Annotated in this window: 12 protein-coding genes; 6 read left to right on the top strand and 6 right to left on the bottom strand. The window is 71.9% G+C overall.

The window, feature by feature from the left end:
* Window positions 1-56: 56 nt before the first annotated feature.
* The gene (gene xylB / locus ATL45_RS08325) at window positions 57-1,436 is read right to left on the bottom strand and encodes a xylulokinase (protein WP_093152832.1); all 1,380 of its coding nucleotides are present in this window, start codon (window positions 1,434-1,436) and stop codon (window positions 57-59) included.
* Window positions 1,437-1,460: 24 nt separating this feature from the next.
* Window positions 1,461-2,300, bottom strand: coding sequence for a DeoR/GlpR family DNA-binding transcription regulator (locus ATL45_RS08320; protein WP_093152835.1), 840 nt, complete (start codon window positions 2,298-2,300; stop codon window positions 1,461-1,463).
* Between the two features lie 299 nt (window positions 2,301-2,599).
* Here ATL45_RS08320 and ATL45_RS08315 point away from each other — a divergent pair, with 299 nt between their 5' ends.
* The 3 genes from ATL45_RS08315 to ATL45_RS08305 all read left to right on the top strand — a co-directional run bounded on the left by ATL45_RS08315 (window position 2,600) and on the right by ATL45_RS08305 (window position 5,860).
* The gene (locus tag ATL45_RS08315) at window positions 2,600-3,106 is read left to right on the top strand and encodes a DUF4232 domain-containing protein (RefSeq protein WP_093152837.1); all 507 of its coding nucleotides are present in this window, start codon (window positions 2,600-2,602) and stop codon (window positions 3,104-3,106) included.
* A gap of 119 nt (window positions 3,107-3,225) precedes the next feature.
* A complete protein-coding gene (locus tag ATL45_RS08310) occupies window positions 3,226-5,238 on the top strand; it encodes a thioredoxin domain-containing protein (protein WP_093152838.1) in 2,013 nt (670 codons plus the stop codon).
* Between the two features lie 121 nt (window positions 5,239-5,359).
* The gene (locus tag ATL45_RS08305; RefSeq protein ID WP_246025227.1) at window positions 5,360-5,860 is read left to right on the top strand and encodes a GNAT family N-acetyltransferase; all 501 of its coding nucleotides are present in this window, start codon (window positions 5,360-5,362) and stop codon (window positions 5,858-5,860) included.
* Between the two features lie 255 nt (window positions 5,861-6,115).
* On the opposite strand, the gene trhA is transcribed toward ATL45_RS08305, so the two are convergent.
* On the bottom strand, window positions 6,116-6,793 hold the full coding sequence (gene trhA / locus ATL45_RS08300) for a PAQR family membrane homeostasis protein TrhA (protein ID WP_342775253.1): 678 nt from the start codon (window positions 6,791-6,793) through the stop codon (window positions 6,116-6,118).
* Window positions 6,794-6,909: 116 nt separating this feature from the next.
* Between trhA and ATL45_RS08295 the strand changes: the two genes are divergently transcribed.
* Window positions 6,910-7,686: an isoprenyl transferase gene (locus ATL45_RS08295; RefSeq protein ID WP_093152842.1), complete on the top strand. Its 777-nt coding sequence runs from the start codon at window positions 6,910-6,912 to the stop codon at window positions 7,684-7,686.
* A 76-nt stretch (window positions 7,687-7,762) separates the two neighbouring features.
* On the opposite strand, the gene ATL45_RS08290 is transcribed toward ATL45_RS08295, so the two are convergent.
* Together ATL45_RS08290 and ATL45_RS08285 are read right to left on the bottom strand one after the other, a co-directional pair.
* Entirely contained in the window at window positions 7,763-8,005 is a 243-nt protein-coding gene (locus tag ATL45_RS08290) for a hypothetical protein (RefSeq protein WP_177241978.1), read from the bottom strand.
* 295 nt (window positions 8,006-8,300) lie between these two features.
* Complete coding sequence (locus ATL45_RS08285) at window positions 8,301-8,543, bottom strand: hypothetical protein (RefSeq protein WP_177241979.1); 243 nt, start codon at window positions 8,541-8,543, stop codon at window positions 8,301-8,303.
* Between the two features lie 247 nt (window positions 8,544-8,790).
* Between ATL45_RS08285 and ATL45_RS08280 the strand changes: the two genes are divergently transcribed.
* Window positions 8,791-10,005, top strand: a complete 1,215-nt coding sequence (locus ATL45_RS08280) for a DUF885 domain-containing protein (protein WP_093152845.1) — start codon at window positions 8,791-8,793, stop codon at window positions 10,003-10,005.
* A gap of 443 nt (window positions 10,006-10,448) precedes the next feature.
* Window positions 10,449-11,825, top strand: a complete 1,377-nt coding sequence (gene phoH2, locus ATL45_RS08275) for an RNA 5'-3' helicase PhoH2 (RefSeq protein ID WP_093152848.1) — start codon at window positions 10,449-10,451, stop codon at window positions 11,823-11,825.
* Window positions 11,826-11,879: 54 nt separating this feature from the next.
* On the opposite strand, the gene ATL45_RS08270 is transcribed toward phoH2, so the two are convergent.
* Entirely contained in the window at window positions 11,880-13,319 is a 1,440-nt protein-coding gene (locus ATL45_RS08270; protein WP_093152850.1) for a GuaB1 family IMP dehydrogenase-related protein, read from the bottom strand.
* Window positions 13,320-13,491 lie beyond the last annotated feature (172 nt).

Genomic DNA, 13,491 nt, shown 5'->3' with positions numbered 1-13,491 from the left:
GCCGTCATTCGAGCACGTTCGTGAGTGCGCAGGGCGCCCTGCGCACTCACGATCCGTCAGCCGCCGTGGACCTGGGTGAAGGCCTCGCGGTGGTGGTGGCGGATTCGCTCGCCCGCCGAGTCGTCGGTGACCTCCAGTTCCGCCGAACCCGTGAGCTCCCAGTGCGGTTGGTGGCCGGTCAGGGCCCAGGCCGCTTGGCGGGCCGCGCCGCGGGCCACGTACTCCGCGGGCGCGGGCACCGTCACCGGGACCCCGAACACCTGCGGTGCCGCGACCTGCACCGCCTTGGACTGCGCCGCACCGCCGATGAGCAGCACCCGGCGGACCTCGACGCCCTGTTCACGCAGCGCGTCGACACCCGTCGCGAGGCCGCAGAGCATTCCTTCGACCGCCGCGCGGGCCAGGTTCTGCGGGGTCATGTTGTCGCGGCGGAGACCGAGCAGCGTGCCGCTGGCGTCCGGGAGGTTCGGCGTGCGCTCGCCGTCCAGGTAAGGCAGCAGGACGAGGTCGTCCGCGCCCGGCGCCGCTTCGCAGGCCAGGCGGTCGAATTCGGCCATCTCCACGCCCAGCAGCGCGGCCGTCGAGGTGAGCACGCGGGCCGCGTTGAGCGTGCACACCAGAGGCAGGAATCGCCCGGTGGCGTCGGCGAAACCGGCGATCGTGCCAGTCGGATCGGCGCTCGGGTGCTCCGCCGAGGCGAACACGGTGCCGCTGGTGCCCAGGGACACCACGACGTCGCCCGGGCCGATCGCCAGGCCCAGCGCGGCTCCCATGTTGTCGCCGGTCCCGGCCGACACCAGCCTGCCGTCCGGCGTGCGGCCGGCCGGTTCCGCCGGGCCCAGGACGCGGGGCGTGCGCGGGGTGCGGCCGCCGAAGGCGGTGGCCAGCACGTCCTCGCGGTAGCGGCCCTCGCCGGGCGACCAGTAGCCGGTGCCCGATGCGTCGCCGCGGTCGGTGACCATCTCGCCGGTCAGCCGCCAGGTCAGCCAGTCGTGCGGGAGCAGCACATCGGTGACGCGGTCGGCCAGCTCCGGCTCGTGCTCGGCCATCCACCGCAGCTTGCTGACCGTGAAGCTGGCCACCGGCACGCTGCCGATCGCGGTGGCGGTCGCTTGCGCACCGCCGAGCTCCGCGGTCAGGTCGGTCGCGGCCTGCGCGGAGCGGTTGTCGTTCCACAGCAGCGCGGGACGGACCACCTCGCCGCGTTCGTCCAGCGCCACCAGGCCGTGCTGCTGCGCGGCGATGCCGATGCCCGCCACGTCGTCGAGCAGTCCGGCGGTGGCGGTGCTGAGTGCGTGCCACCACTCGGCCGGGTCGGCGACCGTGCCGTCCGGGTGCGGGGCGCGGCCTTCCCGCACCACCTGCCCGGTCTCGCTGTCGCACACCACGACCTTGGTGGACTGGGTGGAGGAGTCGACCCCGGCGACCAGGCTCATCGCGTGCCTCCTGCGGCCGGACTGTCAACTGCGCGCATCGGTTCCCCTGTCTGGATCGGTTGTTGCCACGAGCCCGGGTATCGGCACGACGCGGACAGCGGTGTCGAGACCGCGGATCGCATCCAGCTCCGCCGCCGGTGCGGCGGCATCGGTGACGACCAGGTCGTAGGCGCCCACATCGCCGTGCGCGAAGGGCGCGCTCTTGCCGAACTTGGAGTGGTCGACCAGCAGCACGTTGCGCGTCGCACGGCCGACGATGCGCTGCTTGATCTCGGCGTAGTCCCGGACCGGGTGGAACAGGTGGCCCTCGGTGACGGCCGCCGCCGACACGAACGAGACGTCGGCGTGCAGCCCGTCCAGCGCCTTGAGCACCTCCGGGCCGGTGCACGAGTCGAACTCGGCGCGGTAGCGGCCGCCGAGCAGGCCCACCTCGTGCCCGGCACCGGCGAGGATCTGCGCGACGGTGAGCGAGTTGGTGAACACCCGCAGCGCCGCCACCTCGGCGATCCGGCGGGCCAGCGGGAACACCGTGCTGGAGTCGTCGACCAGCAGCGTCATGCCGGGCTGGACCTCGACGGCGGCCGCGTCGGCCAGCGCCTCCTTCTCGGCGACCTGCAACCCGACCCGGAAGCGCGTCGCGGTCTCCAGGGTCAGCGACGGGTAGGCCGTCACCCGGCCCCGCAGCTTGCGCACCAGCCGCCGGTCGACGAGCGCGTCGAGATCGCGGTGCATCGTCATGAGGCTGACCTCGAAGCGCTCCGCGAGATCGGTGATCCGGACCTCGCCGTGCTCGATGACCTGCCGCAACACGTCCTGCCGCCGCTGCTCGACCACCGCGTCCGGCGGTCGCGTCCTGCCCGCCACCGCTACTCCTGCGCCCGCACGGCGGCCGGGACCGCCGTGTCGTCGCGGACCGAGGCGCACATCGTCGTCGATGTCAAAACCGCTCCCGAGGTCGATCTCGTTGTTAACACATTTTCTGAGAAGTCCTCGTCCTACTCAAGCACGTCCCGGAAACGGAGGCCGGTTCACCCCGGACGCGCGGGAGGCGGCGAGGTTGCTCCGGAGTGGCCGATCCGACTATCGGCCCGACGTCGGCAACCGCTGCCGCTCCGAGCCGTCTTCAGGGGTGCAAGGAGAAAGAACCAACAGGGAGCCTCACGATGAACCAGTTCTTCCGCCGCAGCGCATTCGGTGCCTCGCTCGCGATCGCCGCGATCGCGGGAGTCGGTTTCAACGCCTCCCAGGCCCTCGCGACGCCGCCGCCCCCGCCGCCGAGCGCGTGCGCGCCGGGCATCTTCGACGCGACCGTCACGCCCTCCGACAGCAGCGCGGGGCACTCGCACTACAACGTCACGCTCACCGCGATGGACGCGAGCGCGCCCTGCACGCTCAACGGCTCGCCCGCCGAGGTCGTGTTCTACCGCGGCGAAGCGCCGCTCGGCGTGCAGACCGAGGCATACGGCGAAGGCCGGACGGTCGTATTCGGCCCCGGCCAGCCGGTCCACTTCGACATCCAGGTCCGCAACGTCCCGGGCGGCACCCCGGCGGACCGCGTGGACTTCCGCCTGCCGGAGGCCGACGGTTCGCTCTCCGGCGTGAGCAGCGCGCTGGGCGAGATCACCGTCGACGCAGGCACGCAGGTCGGCCCGATCCAGCCCGGCGCCTGAGCCGCGGAAGACCACCGGTCCCGGGCGGGTCCGGTCGCGTCGGGAGCGCGACCGGCTCCGCCCGTCTTCGTCGAGCCGCCCGCTGGTCAGGGCTCGGCGAGCAGTGGGAGGCTGGGGGCATGGCTAATCGGCTCGCGGGCGCGACCAGCCCGTACCTGCTCCAGCACGCGGACAACCCGGTCGATTGGTGGCCCTGGTCGCCCGAGGCGTTCGCCGAGGCCCGCCGCCGCGATGTGCCGGTCCTGCTGTCCGTCGGGTACGCCGCTTGCCACTGGTGCCACGTGATGGCGCACGAGTCGTTCGAGGACGACGAGACCGCTCGGCTGATGAACGAGCACTTCGTCAACGTCAAGGTCGACCGCGAGGAGCGGCCGGACATCGACGCCGTCTACATGGAGGCCACCCAGGCCATGACCGGGCAGGGCGGCTGGCCGATGACCTGCTTCCTCACCCCGGACGGCGAGCCCTTCCACTGCGGCACCTACTACCCGGTGGCCCCGATGTCCGGGATGCCGTCGTTCCGCCAGCTGCTGGACGCCGTGGCGCAGGCCTGGAGCGGTCGCGGTGAGGAGGTCCGCAAGGCCGCGGCCAGGGTGGTCGAGCAGCTGGCCGAGCAGCGCCCGCCGCTGCCGGAGTCCATCTTGGACGAAGAGGTGCTGGCCGGTGCGGTGTCCCGGCTGCACGCCGAGTTCGACGCCGACCACGGCGGGTTCGGCGATGCGCCGAAGTTCCCGCCGTCGATGGTGCTCGAGTTCCTGCTGCGCCACCACGAGCGGCTCGGCGAGCCGGGCAGCGGGCACTCCGCGCTCGAACTGGCCAAGGACACCTGCGCGGCGATGGCCCGCGGCGGCATCTACGACCAGCTCGCAGGCGGTTTCGCGCGCTACAGCGTCGACAACGCCTGGGTGGTTCCGCACTTCGAGAAGATGCTCTACGACAACGCCCTGCTGCTCCGCGCCTACGCGCACCTGGCCCGCCTGGGCGACCCGCTCGCCGAGCGGGTGGCGCGCGAGACGGCCGAGTTCCTGCTGACCGACCTGCTCACGCCGGAAGGCGGCTTCGCGGCCTCGCTGGACGCCGACACCGAAGGCATCGAGGGGCTGACCTACGTCTGGACGCCCGACCAGCTGCGCGAGGTGCTGGGGGCGGAAGACGGCGACTGGGCGGCGGAACTGCTGGTGGTGACCGAGGCTGGCACCTTCGAGCACGGCACCTCGACCCTGCAGCTCCCGCGCGATCCGGACGACGCGGCCCGCTGGCGGCGGGTCCGCGACAGCCTCCGCGAAGCCCGCGACAGCCGCGCCCAGCCGGGGAAGGACGACAAGGTCGTCACCGCCTGGAACGGCATGACCATCACAGCGCTGGTGGAGGCCGCCGCGGCGCTCGACGAACCTCGCTGGCTGGAGGCGGCCGAGACCGCCGCCGACCTGCTGCTCTCGCGCCACCTGGTGGACGACCGACTGCGCCGCACCTCGCGCAACGGCGTGGTGGGCACCGCGGCCGGAGTGCTGGAGGACTACGGCTGCTTCGCCGACGGTCTCCTGTCGCTGCACCAGGCCACGGCCGAGCCGCGCTGGCTGGAGGCGGCCTGCGAGCTGCTCGACACGGCGCTGGACCAGTTCAGCGACGCCGACCACCCGGGCACCTTCCACGACACCGCGGCCGATGCGGAAGCGCTGGTCCGCCGCCCCTCCGACCCGACCGACAACGCGAGCCCGTCGGGAGCCGCGGCGCTCACCTCCGCGCTGCTCACCGCTGCCGCGCTCGTCGGGCCGGAGAGCACCGCGCGCTACCGCAGCGCCGCGGAGCAGGCGCTGTCGCGCGCTGGGTTGCTCGCGCAGCGGGCTCCCCGCTTCGCGGGGCACTGGCTCAGCGCCGCGGAAGCGCGCGCGCACGGACCGCTGCAGGTCGCGGTCGTCGGCGCAGCCGACAACGCCGACCGGGCGGAGCTGCTCGCCGCGGCGCGGCGGCGCGCGCCGGGCGGAGCGGCGGTGGTGGCCGGGGAGCCGGAGGCGACCGGCGTGCCGCTGCTGGCGGGACGGCCGCTGGTCGGCGGAGCGCCGGCGGCGTACGTCTGCCGGGGCTACGTCTGCGACCGCCCGGTCACCAGGCCCGAAGACCTCCCGCTCTGACCGCGCCCGCACAGGACCCGTGAGTGCTTCGGGGTGCTATGACGCCCCGAAACGCTCACGGGTCCGGCACCGCGCGGAAATCCGGTGGCAGCGGCCCGGCCGGATTTGATCCACTGGGCGGGTGAGGATCCGGAACGTCGGCGAGGCCGAGCTGGGGCGTCTGCAGGAGATCGAGATCTCGGCGGGGGAGGCGTTCCGCGCGGTCGGGATGCCGGAGATCGCCGACGACCCGCCGCCCGAGCTCGACGTGCTGGCCGGGTTCCAGCGCGCCGGGCGGCTCTGGGTGGCCGAGGTCGACGCCCGGATCGTGGCCTACGTGCTGGTCGAGCTGATCGACGGCAACGCTCACATCGCGCAGATCAGCGTGCACGCCGACCACGCGCGCCGGGGCATCGGCCGCGCGCTGCTCGACCACGTCGAGGCGTGGGCCGAGGAGCGGGGCCTGCCCGCGCTGACGCTGACCACGTTCCGGTCGGTGCCGTGGAACGGCCCGTACTACGAGCGGCTCGGCTTCCGGGAGATCGACGACGTGGCGCCGGAGCTGGCCGCGCTCGTCGCCCACGAGGCGGAGCTCGGCCTGGACCCGGCCAAGCGGATCTGCATGCGCCGGGCAATCAGCTGACCAGCGGTCGTGAACGGCGATGACGAGCACCGCCGTTCACGATTGGTCAGAGCCTGGTTTGGTCTTTGTCTTGAAACGCCGGAGGCGTTTAGCCCACCCTCGCAGCTTGCACCGCCGCGGGTTCTCAGCGTTCGCCTGGCGAGGACGGCCCGGCTGCCGTGTATTGGTCATACATAAGGCCGGGCATCCGCAGTCCAGGCGGGCGCTGAGGTTCCGCCACTTGCACCGCCACGCAAAACGAGTTCGGAACAGGCTCTAGGCGTAGAGCGCCAGCCAGATCGCGATGTGGTGGCAGATCGCGGCCACCGAGACCGCCGCGTGGAAGAACTCGTGGTAGCCGAAGGTCTTGGGCCACGGGTCGGGCCAGCGGCACGCGTAGAAGATCGCGCCGGCCGTGTAGAGCAGACCGCCGGCGACCAGCAGGATCAGCGCGGCGAGCCCGGCGTTCTCCAGCAGGTCCGGCAGCACGAACACCGCGACCCAGCCCAGCGCGATGTACACCGGCACGCCGACCCAGCGCGGCGCGTTGGGCCAGGCGAGCTTCAGGACCACGCCGCCCAGCGCACCGCCCCAGACGACCGCCAGCACCACCGCGCCCGTCGTCGGCTGCATCGCGACCATCGCGAACGGGGTGTACGTGCCCGCGATGAACAGGAAGATCATCGAGTGGTCGAGCCGCCGCATCCAGGTGCGCGCGCCGACGGTCTTCCACGTCTTGCGGTGGTAGAGGGCGCTGACGCCGAACAGGCCGAGCACGGTCGCCACGTAGATCGAGGTGCCCACCGCGGCGGCTGCGGACACCGTCGAGGCGGCGAGCGCGATCAGCGTGGCACCGGCGGCGACCGACACCACGAGCGACCATAAGTGGATCCAGCCGCGCATCCGGGGCTTGACGAACGCGGTCGGGCGGCGAGCGGAGAGGGCGCTAGTCACACCCCGAGGTTACGGGACCGTAGGTTTCGCTCGGAGGTGATCCGCACTGCATCCGGCCGTGCGCTCCGGGCCACCCGAGCATCAGGGCTCACCGGATCCGCGTAGGCTCAGCTGGCGTGGCGTTCAAGGTTCGGTTGAAAGAACTCATGTACAGCGTCTACGAGCGCCGGCTGCGCCGGAAGCTGGACGGGGTACAGCATCCGCGGCACGTCGGCGTCATCTTGGACGGAAACCGCAGGTGGGCGAAGGAAGCCGGGCTGGACGCCGCGCACGGTCACCGCGCCGGAGCCCGCAAGATCGCCGAGATGCTCGGCTGGTGCCAAGAGGCCGAGGTGGAGGTCGTCACGCTGTGGCTGCTCTCCACCGACAACCTCAACCGCACCTCCGACGAGCTCAAGGCGCTGATGGAGATCATCGCCGGGGTGGTCGACGAGCTCACCGCTCCGGAAGCGCCCTGGCGGGTGCGGATCGTCGGAGCCCTGGACGTCCTGCCGACCGAGACCGCCGCTCGCCTCTCCGCCGCCGCGCTGCGCACCAAGGGCCGCACGGGCATGCAGGTCAACGTGGCGGTCGGCTACGGCGGCCGCCGGGAGATCGCCGACGCGGTGCGCAAGCTGCTGCAGAAGCACGCCGAGGCGGGCACCACCATCGAGGAACTGGCCGAGGTGCTGACGGTCGACCACATCGCCGAGCACCTCTACACCTCCGGCCAGCCGGACCCGGACCTGCTGATCCGCACCTCCGGTGAGCAGCGGCTGTCCGGTTTCATGCTGTGGCAGTCCGCGCACTCCGAGTTCTGGTTCACCGAGGCCTACTGGCCCGCCTTCCGCCGCGTCGACTTCCTCCGGGCCCTCCGCGACTACGCGGTCCGCCACCGCCGCTTCGGCGGCTGAGAACCGCGGGTTCCCGACTCCGGGCAGCAGAAAGGCCAGGTCGCGCTGACCTGGCCTTTCCACGTGGGACCCGAGCTCAGCCCTTGGGGTGGTCGACGATCGGGGCGTTCACGCAGTGGTTGATCTGCGGGGACAGGATCGGAACGACCGCGCCGACGACCGCGACGTTGTTGCCGCAGGCCTGGATCGGCAGCACGCTGGCGTTGTTGTCGTTCAGGATGTTGATGCCGTCGTTGTCCGCGCTGTCGGCGTTGGCGACGGGGGCCAGGGCCAGCAGACCGGCGGCGGCACCGGCGACAACAGCTGCCTTCTTCAGCATTGATTCATCTCCTTAGGAATACTGCGGGATTCGGAGCTCACCAGCGGGTCGTGGAAAACCCGCGATGGCGGCCACCGAGTGTGGTGCCGACCGCCGGACAATTCATCGCGGCGTGCCGAACACCGAAACTTATTACCCGATCGTGTGATCGGAAGTTCAATGCGTCACGGCTGAATCAGCGACGCTGCGCGCTCCGCACGAAGGGCGCGCAAAAAGGAGCGCCGAGTTCAGGCCCGGCGCCCTTTTCGCCACCAGATTCCGCGCAGCGGCGGTTGCTGGTGAACCGCCGTTCTCGTCAGCCCTTGGGGTGGTCGACGATCGGAGCGTTGACGCAGCTGTTGAGCTGCGGGGACAGAACCGGCACGACGGCACCGACGACCGCGACGTTGTTGCCGCAGGCCTGGATCGGCAGCACGCTCAGGTTGTTGTCGTTCAGGATGTTGATGCCGTCGTTGTCCGCGCTGTCGGCGTTGGCGACGGGGGCCAGGGCGAGCAGACCGGCGGCGGCACCGGCAACAATCGCAGCTTTCTTCAGCACTTCGTTGCTCCTTGTTGGATGGGATGACGCGAACGCCCCCTGGGTCCCTCGGCTACGCACCCCATACTTAGCCGAAGGGAGAACGCTCGGCGTGAAACATATACATCGAAACCGTCGAAAAAAACCTCGTTAACACCATTGTGTGATTATTTTGTTCGGCTCCGCCGGGCTTATCGTTGCCCGGGCAAATTCACCGCAAACGCGACCGGCGGCGCGAGACGTCTTCGGGCGGGCGTAGTGTCCGCACGTGGACTCCGAAGCGCTCGCAGTCGAGTACGTGCTCCTCGGGCTCAGGTTCGACCGGCTCGTCCGGGGCTTCGCGGACTCCTACACCGGTGACCCGATGCTGCGGGCCCAGGTCGCCGTCGAACCGCCGCCGGAACCGGCCGGGCTCGCCGCCGCCGCGCGCCACCTGCGCGCCGAGGTCGCCACCGCCGATCTCGCCGAACCGCGCCGCCGGTTCCTCGCCGCGCAGCTGACCGCGCTGGAGTGCTCGGGCCGCAAGCTGGCGGGCGAACAGCTGCCGTTCGCCGCCGAGGTCGAGGCGTGCTTCCAGGTGTCGCCGGCGATGGGCGATCCCGACGAGTACCGGAGGGCGCACCGCGAGCTGGCGGCGCTGCTGCCCGGCCGGGGTTCGCTGGCCGAGCGGTTGCGCGCGGTCCGCAGGCTCGACGTGGTGCCCCCGGAGCGGCTCTCCGTGGCGGTCCAGGCGGTCTCCAGCGCGCTGCGGGACCGCGTGCGCGCCCGGTTCGAACTGCCCGTCGGCGAGACGGTCGAGTACCGGATCGTGTCGGACCGGCCGTGGAGCGGGTTCAACCACTACCTCGGCGGGTTCCGCTCGAAGGTCGCGGTCAACGCCGACGTCGGGCACCGCGCGTCGACGCTGCCGCAGCTCGTCGCGCACGAGGCCTACCCCGGCCACCACACCGAGCACTGCCGCAAGGAAGCCGGCCTGGTGCAGCGGGACCGGCTGGTCGAGCACACCGTCTTCCTCGTCAACACGCCGCAGTGCGTGCTCGCCGAGGGCCTCGCCGACCTGGGGCTGCACGCCGCGGTCGGGCCCGGCTGGGGCCCGTGGGCGGCCGAGATCTTCGCCGACCTGGGCATCCGGCTGGACGGCGAGCTGGCGGAGCGGATCGAGGCGGTGCTGCTGCGCCTGCTGCCGGTCCGCCAGGACGCGTTGCTGATGCTGCACGGCGACGGGGCCGACGAGGCCGACGTCGTCGCGCACCTGCAGCGCTGGCTGCTGATGCCGGAGCAGCGCGCCAGGCACCTGGTGGGGTTCATGCGGGACCCGCTCTGGCGCGCCTACACCACGACCTACGTCGAGGGCTACCGGCTGCTGCGGCGGTGGCTGGACGAGCGGCCCGCTAGCACATCGAGCGCCGATCGTTACCGGCGCTTGCTTGACGAGCCGCTCGTCCCCGAATCGGTGCGCGCTGAGCTCGCCACCCGGGTGTGAGCCCGGAATTCACCCGGTCGGAGCATCGACGCTCACCGGCAGTGTTGACCCGCCGCCGGGGTGGAGCACCGCTCTGACCTGCTGCGGTCGCCTCAGGAGTCGCAGTTGGACGGGCCGTGACCAGCGCTGTTTTCCCGGCAGGTGAAGGAGAAACGACGATTCGCTGAATCACCTGTGTGGCTGCCTGCCGAGACGCGATCACGCAGGTAGCGTGCGTTTCGACGGGCCGTTCTCAGTCAGCAAGTCCGTACGCGGCCCGTCCGGGAGGCCCTGATCGTGGCTGTTGGCTGGAGCGGACGGTTACCCCGTCCACCTTGGTCGCGATGGGCCGGTGCCCGGCCCTGCGGCCACGGCGGACGAGGCGGTCCGGCCGGGGCGCGAGGGGGGCCAGGCCCGGCCCGCCGACGAGCGGGTGTGGACGCCACGCCCGCGAGGGAGTAGCCGTGACCGCACGACGTTCCCAGCCAGAAGCGGAAATCCGAACCCGGAGCGGTGATTCCGCGCGCACCGTGCACAGCGGTGGCACCGAGGTCCGCACTTACGTCCTGGACACCTCGGTGCTGCTGTCCGATCCGTGGGCGATAGCCCGCTTCGCCGAGCACGACGTGGTGCTCCCGGTGGTGGTGATCGGCGAGCTGGAGGGCAAGCGCCACCACCCCGAACTCGGTTGGTTCGCCCGGGAAGCCCTCCGCGCGCTCGACGACCTCCGGATCCAGCACGGACGGCTGGACCAGCCGGTTCCGGTCGGGACCTCGGGTGGGCGCCTGCACGTGGAGCTCAACCACTCCGACCCGCAGGTGCTGCCGCCCGGATTCCGCAACGACTCCAACGACGCCCGCATCCTGGCCTGCTCGCTGAACCTGGCGGCCGAAGGACACCGGGTCACGCTGGTCACCAAGGACATGCCCCTGCGGGTCAAGGCCGCCGCGGTGGCCCTGGAAGCCGAGGAGTACCGCGCGCAGGACGTGATCCCGTCCGGGTGGACCGGGATGGCCGACGTCGAGGTGCCGGGCGATTCGGTGGACGCGCTGTTCAAGGACGGCACCGCCGACCTCGACGAGGCGCGGGACCTGCCGCCGAACACGGGCGTGCGGCTGCTGGCCGGGTCGCAGAGCGCGCTGGGCCGGGTGACCGCGGACAAGCAGGTCCGGCTGGTGCGCGGTGACCGGGAGGCCTTCGGGCTGCACGGCCGCTCCGCGGAGCAGCGGATCGCGCTGGACCTGCTGCTCGATCCCGAGATCGGCATCGTGTCGCTGGGCGGTCGTGCGGGCACCGGCAAGTCCGCGCTCGCGCTGTGCGCGGGGCTGGAGTCCGTGCTGGAGCGCCAGCTGCACCGCAAGGTGGTGGTGTTCCGCCCGGTGTACGCGGTCGGCGGTCAGGAGCTGGGCTACCTGCCGGGCACCGAGAACGAGAAGATGGCGCCGTGGGCGCAGGCGGTGTTCGACACGCTCGGCGCGCTGGCCAGCGAGAACGTCCTGGACGAGGTGATGGACCGGGGCATGCTGGAGGTCCTGCCGCTGACCCACATCCGCGGCCGCTCGCTGCACGACTCGTTCGTCATCGTCGACGAGGCGCAGTCGCTGGAGCGCAACGTGCTGCTGACGGTGCTGTCCCGGCTCGGCGCGAACTCCCGCGTTGTCCTGACCCACGACGTCGCCCAGCGCGACAACCTCCGGGTGGGCCGCCACGACGGCGTGGCAGCGGTGATCGAGAAGCTCAAGGGTCATCCGCTGTTCGCCCACGTCACGCTGACCCGCTCGGAGCGCTCCCCGATCGCGGCTCTCGTCACCGAGCTGCTGGAGGGGGAGTTCACCCCTTGATCGGCTGAGCGCCGGGCGCCTCCGACTGCGTGTCGGAGGCGCCCGGCATCCGCATCACCAGCCGGTGGGCAGCGGGCGGCCCTCGGCGAAGCCGGCTGCGGACTGGATGCCGACCAGGGCGCGGTCGTAGAACTCCTCCAGGGTGCGGGCGCCCGCGTAGGTGCAGGACGAGCGCAGGCCGGAAGTGATCTGGTCCAGCAGGTCCTCGACGCCGGGGCGCTGCGGGTCCAGCCGCATCCGGGAGCTGGAGATGCCCTCCTCGAACAGTGCCTTGCGGGCCTGGTCGTAGGCGTTGTCGGTGCGGGTCCGGGCGGACACCGCGCGCTTGGAGGCCATGCCGAAGGACTCCTTGTAAGCCCGGCCGTGCTCGTCGCGCTGCAGGTCGCCGGGGGACTCGTAGGTGCCGGCGAACCAGGAGCCGACCATCACCGACGCCGCGCCCGCGGCGAGCGCCAGCGCGACGTCGCGCGGGTGCCGGACGCCGCCGTCGGCCCAGACGTGCTTGCCGAGCTTGCGCGCCTCGGCCGCGCACTCGGCGACGGCGGAGAACTGCGGCCGCCCGACGCCGGTCATCATCCGGGTCGTGCACATCGCGCCCGGACCGACGCCGACCTTGATCACGTCGGCACCGGCCTCGACGAGGTCGCGCACGCCTTCGGCGGTCACCACGTTGCCCGCCACCACCGGCACCTGCGGCGACACCGAGCGGACCGCCTTGAGCGCGGAGATCATCTTCTCCTGGTGGCCGTGCGCGGTGTCCACGACCAGCGTGTCCACCCCGGACTCCAGCAGCGCGGCGGCCTTGGCCGCGACATCGCCGTTGACCCCGACCGCCGCGGCGACCCGCAGCCGGCCCTCGCCGTCCAGTGCCGGGGTGTAGATCTCGGCGCGCAGCGCGCCGCGGTGGGTCAGGATCCCGGCCAGGCGGCCGTCCGCGTCGACCGCGATCGCGACGTTGCGGGTCTGCTTGTCGAGCTGCTCGAACACCTCGCGCGGCTTGGTCTCCAGCGGCAGCACGACGGGGTGCGGGTCGGCGACCTCGCCGACCCGCGCGAACCGGTCGACGCCCGTGCACGCGGCCTCGTCGACGACGCCGACTGGCCGGTTGTCGTCGTCCACGACCACCACGGCGCCGTGGGCGCGCTTGGGCAGGAGGTTGAGCGCGTCGGCCACGGCGTCGTCGGCGTGCAACACCAGCGGGGTGTCCCAGACCGGGTGCCGGGTCTTGACCCAGGAGACGATCTCGGCGACGGCGGCGGGGTCGACGTCCTGCGGGAGCACGACGATGCCGCCGCGCCGGGCGACGGTCTCGGCCATGCGGCGACCGGCCACGGCGGTCATGTTGGCGACGACGATCGGCAGGGTGGCCCCGGTGCCGTCGCTGGTGGCGAGGTCCACGTCGAAGCGGGACTCGACCCCGGAGCGCCGCGGCGCCAGGAAGACGTCGTCGTAGGTCAGGTCGGTGGTGGGCTGCTGCCCGTTCAAGAACTGCACGTCTGACCACCATACGGCCTCGGACGCCCGCAGTCGCCTCCTAGAGCTGGACGGGCTTGCTCGGCGAGATCATCTGATGGGGCTCGAAGCCGGTGCCGGATTCCCGACGGCGGGTGGGTTGGAAGCGGCGGTGCGTGGAAGTGCGGCGGGACTCCCCGCCGGAGGTGGGCCC

This window comes from Saccharopolyspora antimicrobica, assembly GCF_003635025.1.
Lineage (GTDB): Bacteria > Actinomycetota > Actinomycetes > Mycobacteriales > Pseudonocardiaceae > Saccharopolyspora > Saccharopolyspora antimicrobica.
Note: the sequence above shows the minus strand (reverse complement) of the source record. Positions and strands in the feature narration are given on the sequence as shown.

Excerpts from the sequence above, each read along its gene's own strand:
- ATL45_RS08310 (WP_093152838.1), top strand. The coding sequence starts at position 3,226 with ATGGCTAATCGGCTCGCGGGCGCGACCAGCCCGTACCTGCTCCAGCAC.
- ATL45_RS08290 (WP_177241978.1), bottom strand. The coding sequence starts at position 8,005 with ATGCTGAAGAAGGCAGCTGTTGTCGCCGGTGCCGCCGCCGGTCTGCTG.
- xylB (WP_093152832.1), bottom strand. The coding sequence starts at position 1,436 with ATGAGCCTGGTCGCCGGGGTCGACTCCTCCACCCAGTCCACCAAGGTC.
- ATL45_RS08315 (WP_093152837.1), top strand. The coding sequence starts at position 2,600 with ATGAACCAGTTCTTCCGCCGCAGCGCATTCGGTGCCTCGCTCGCGATC.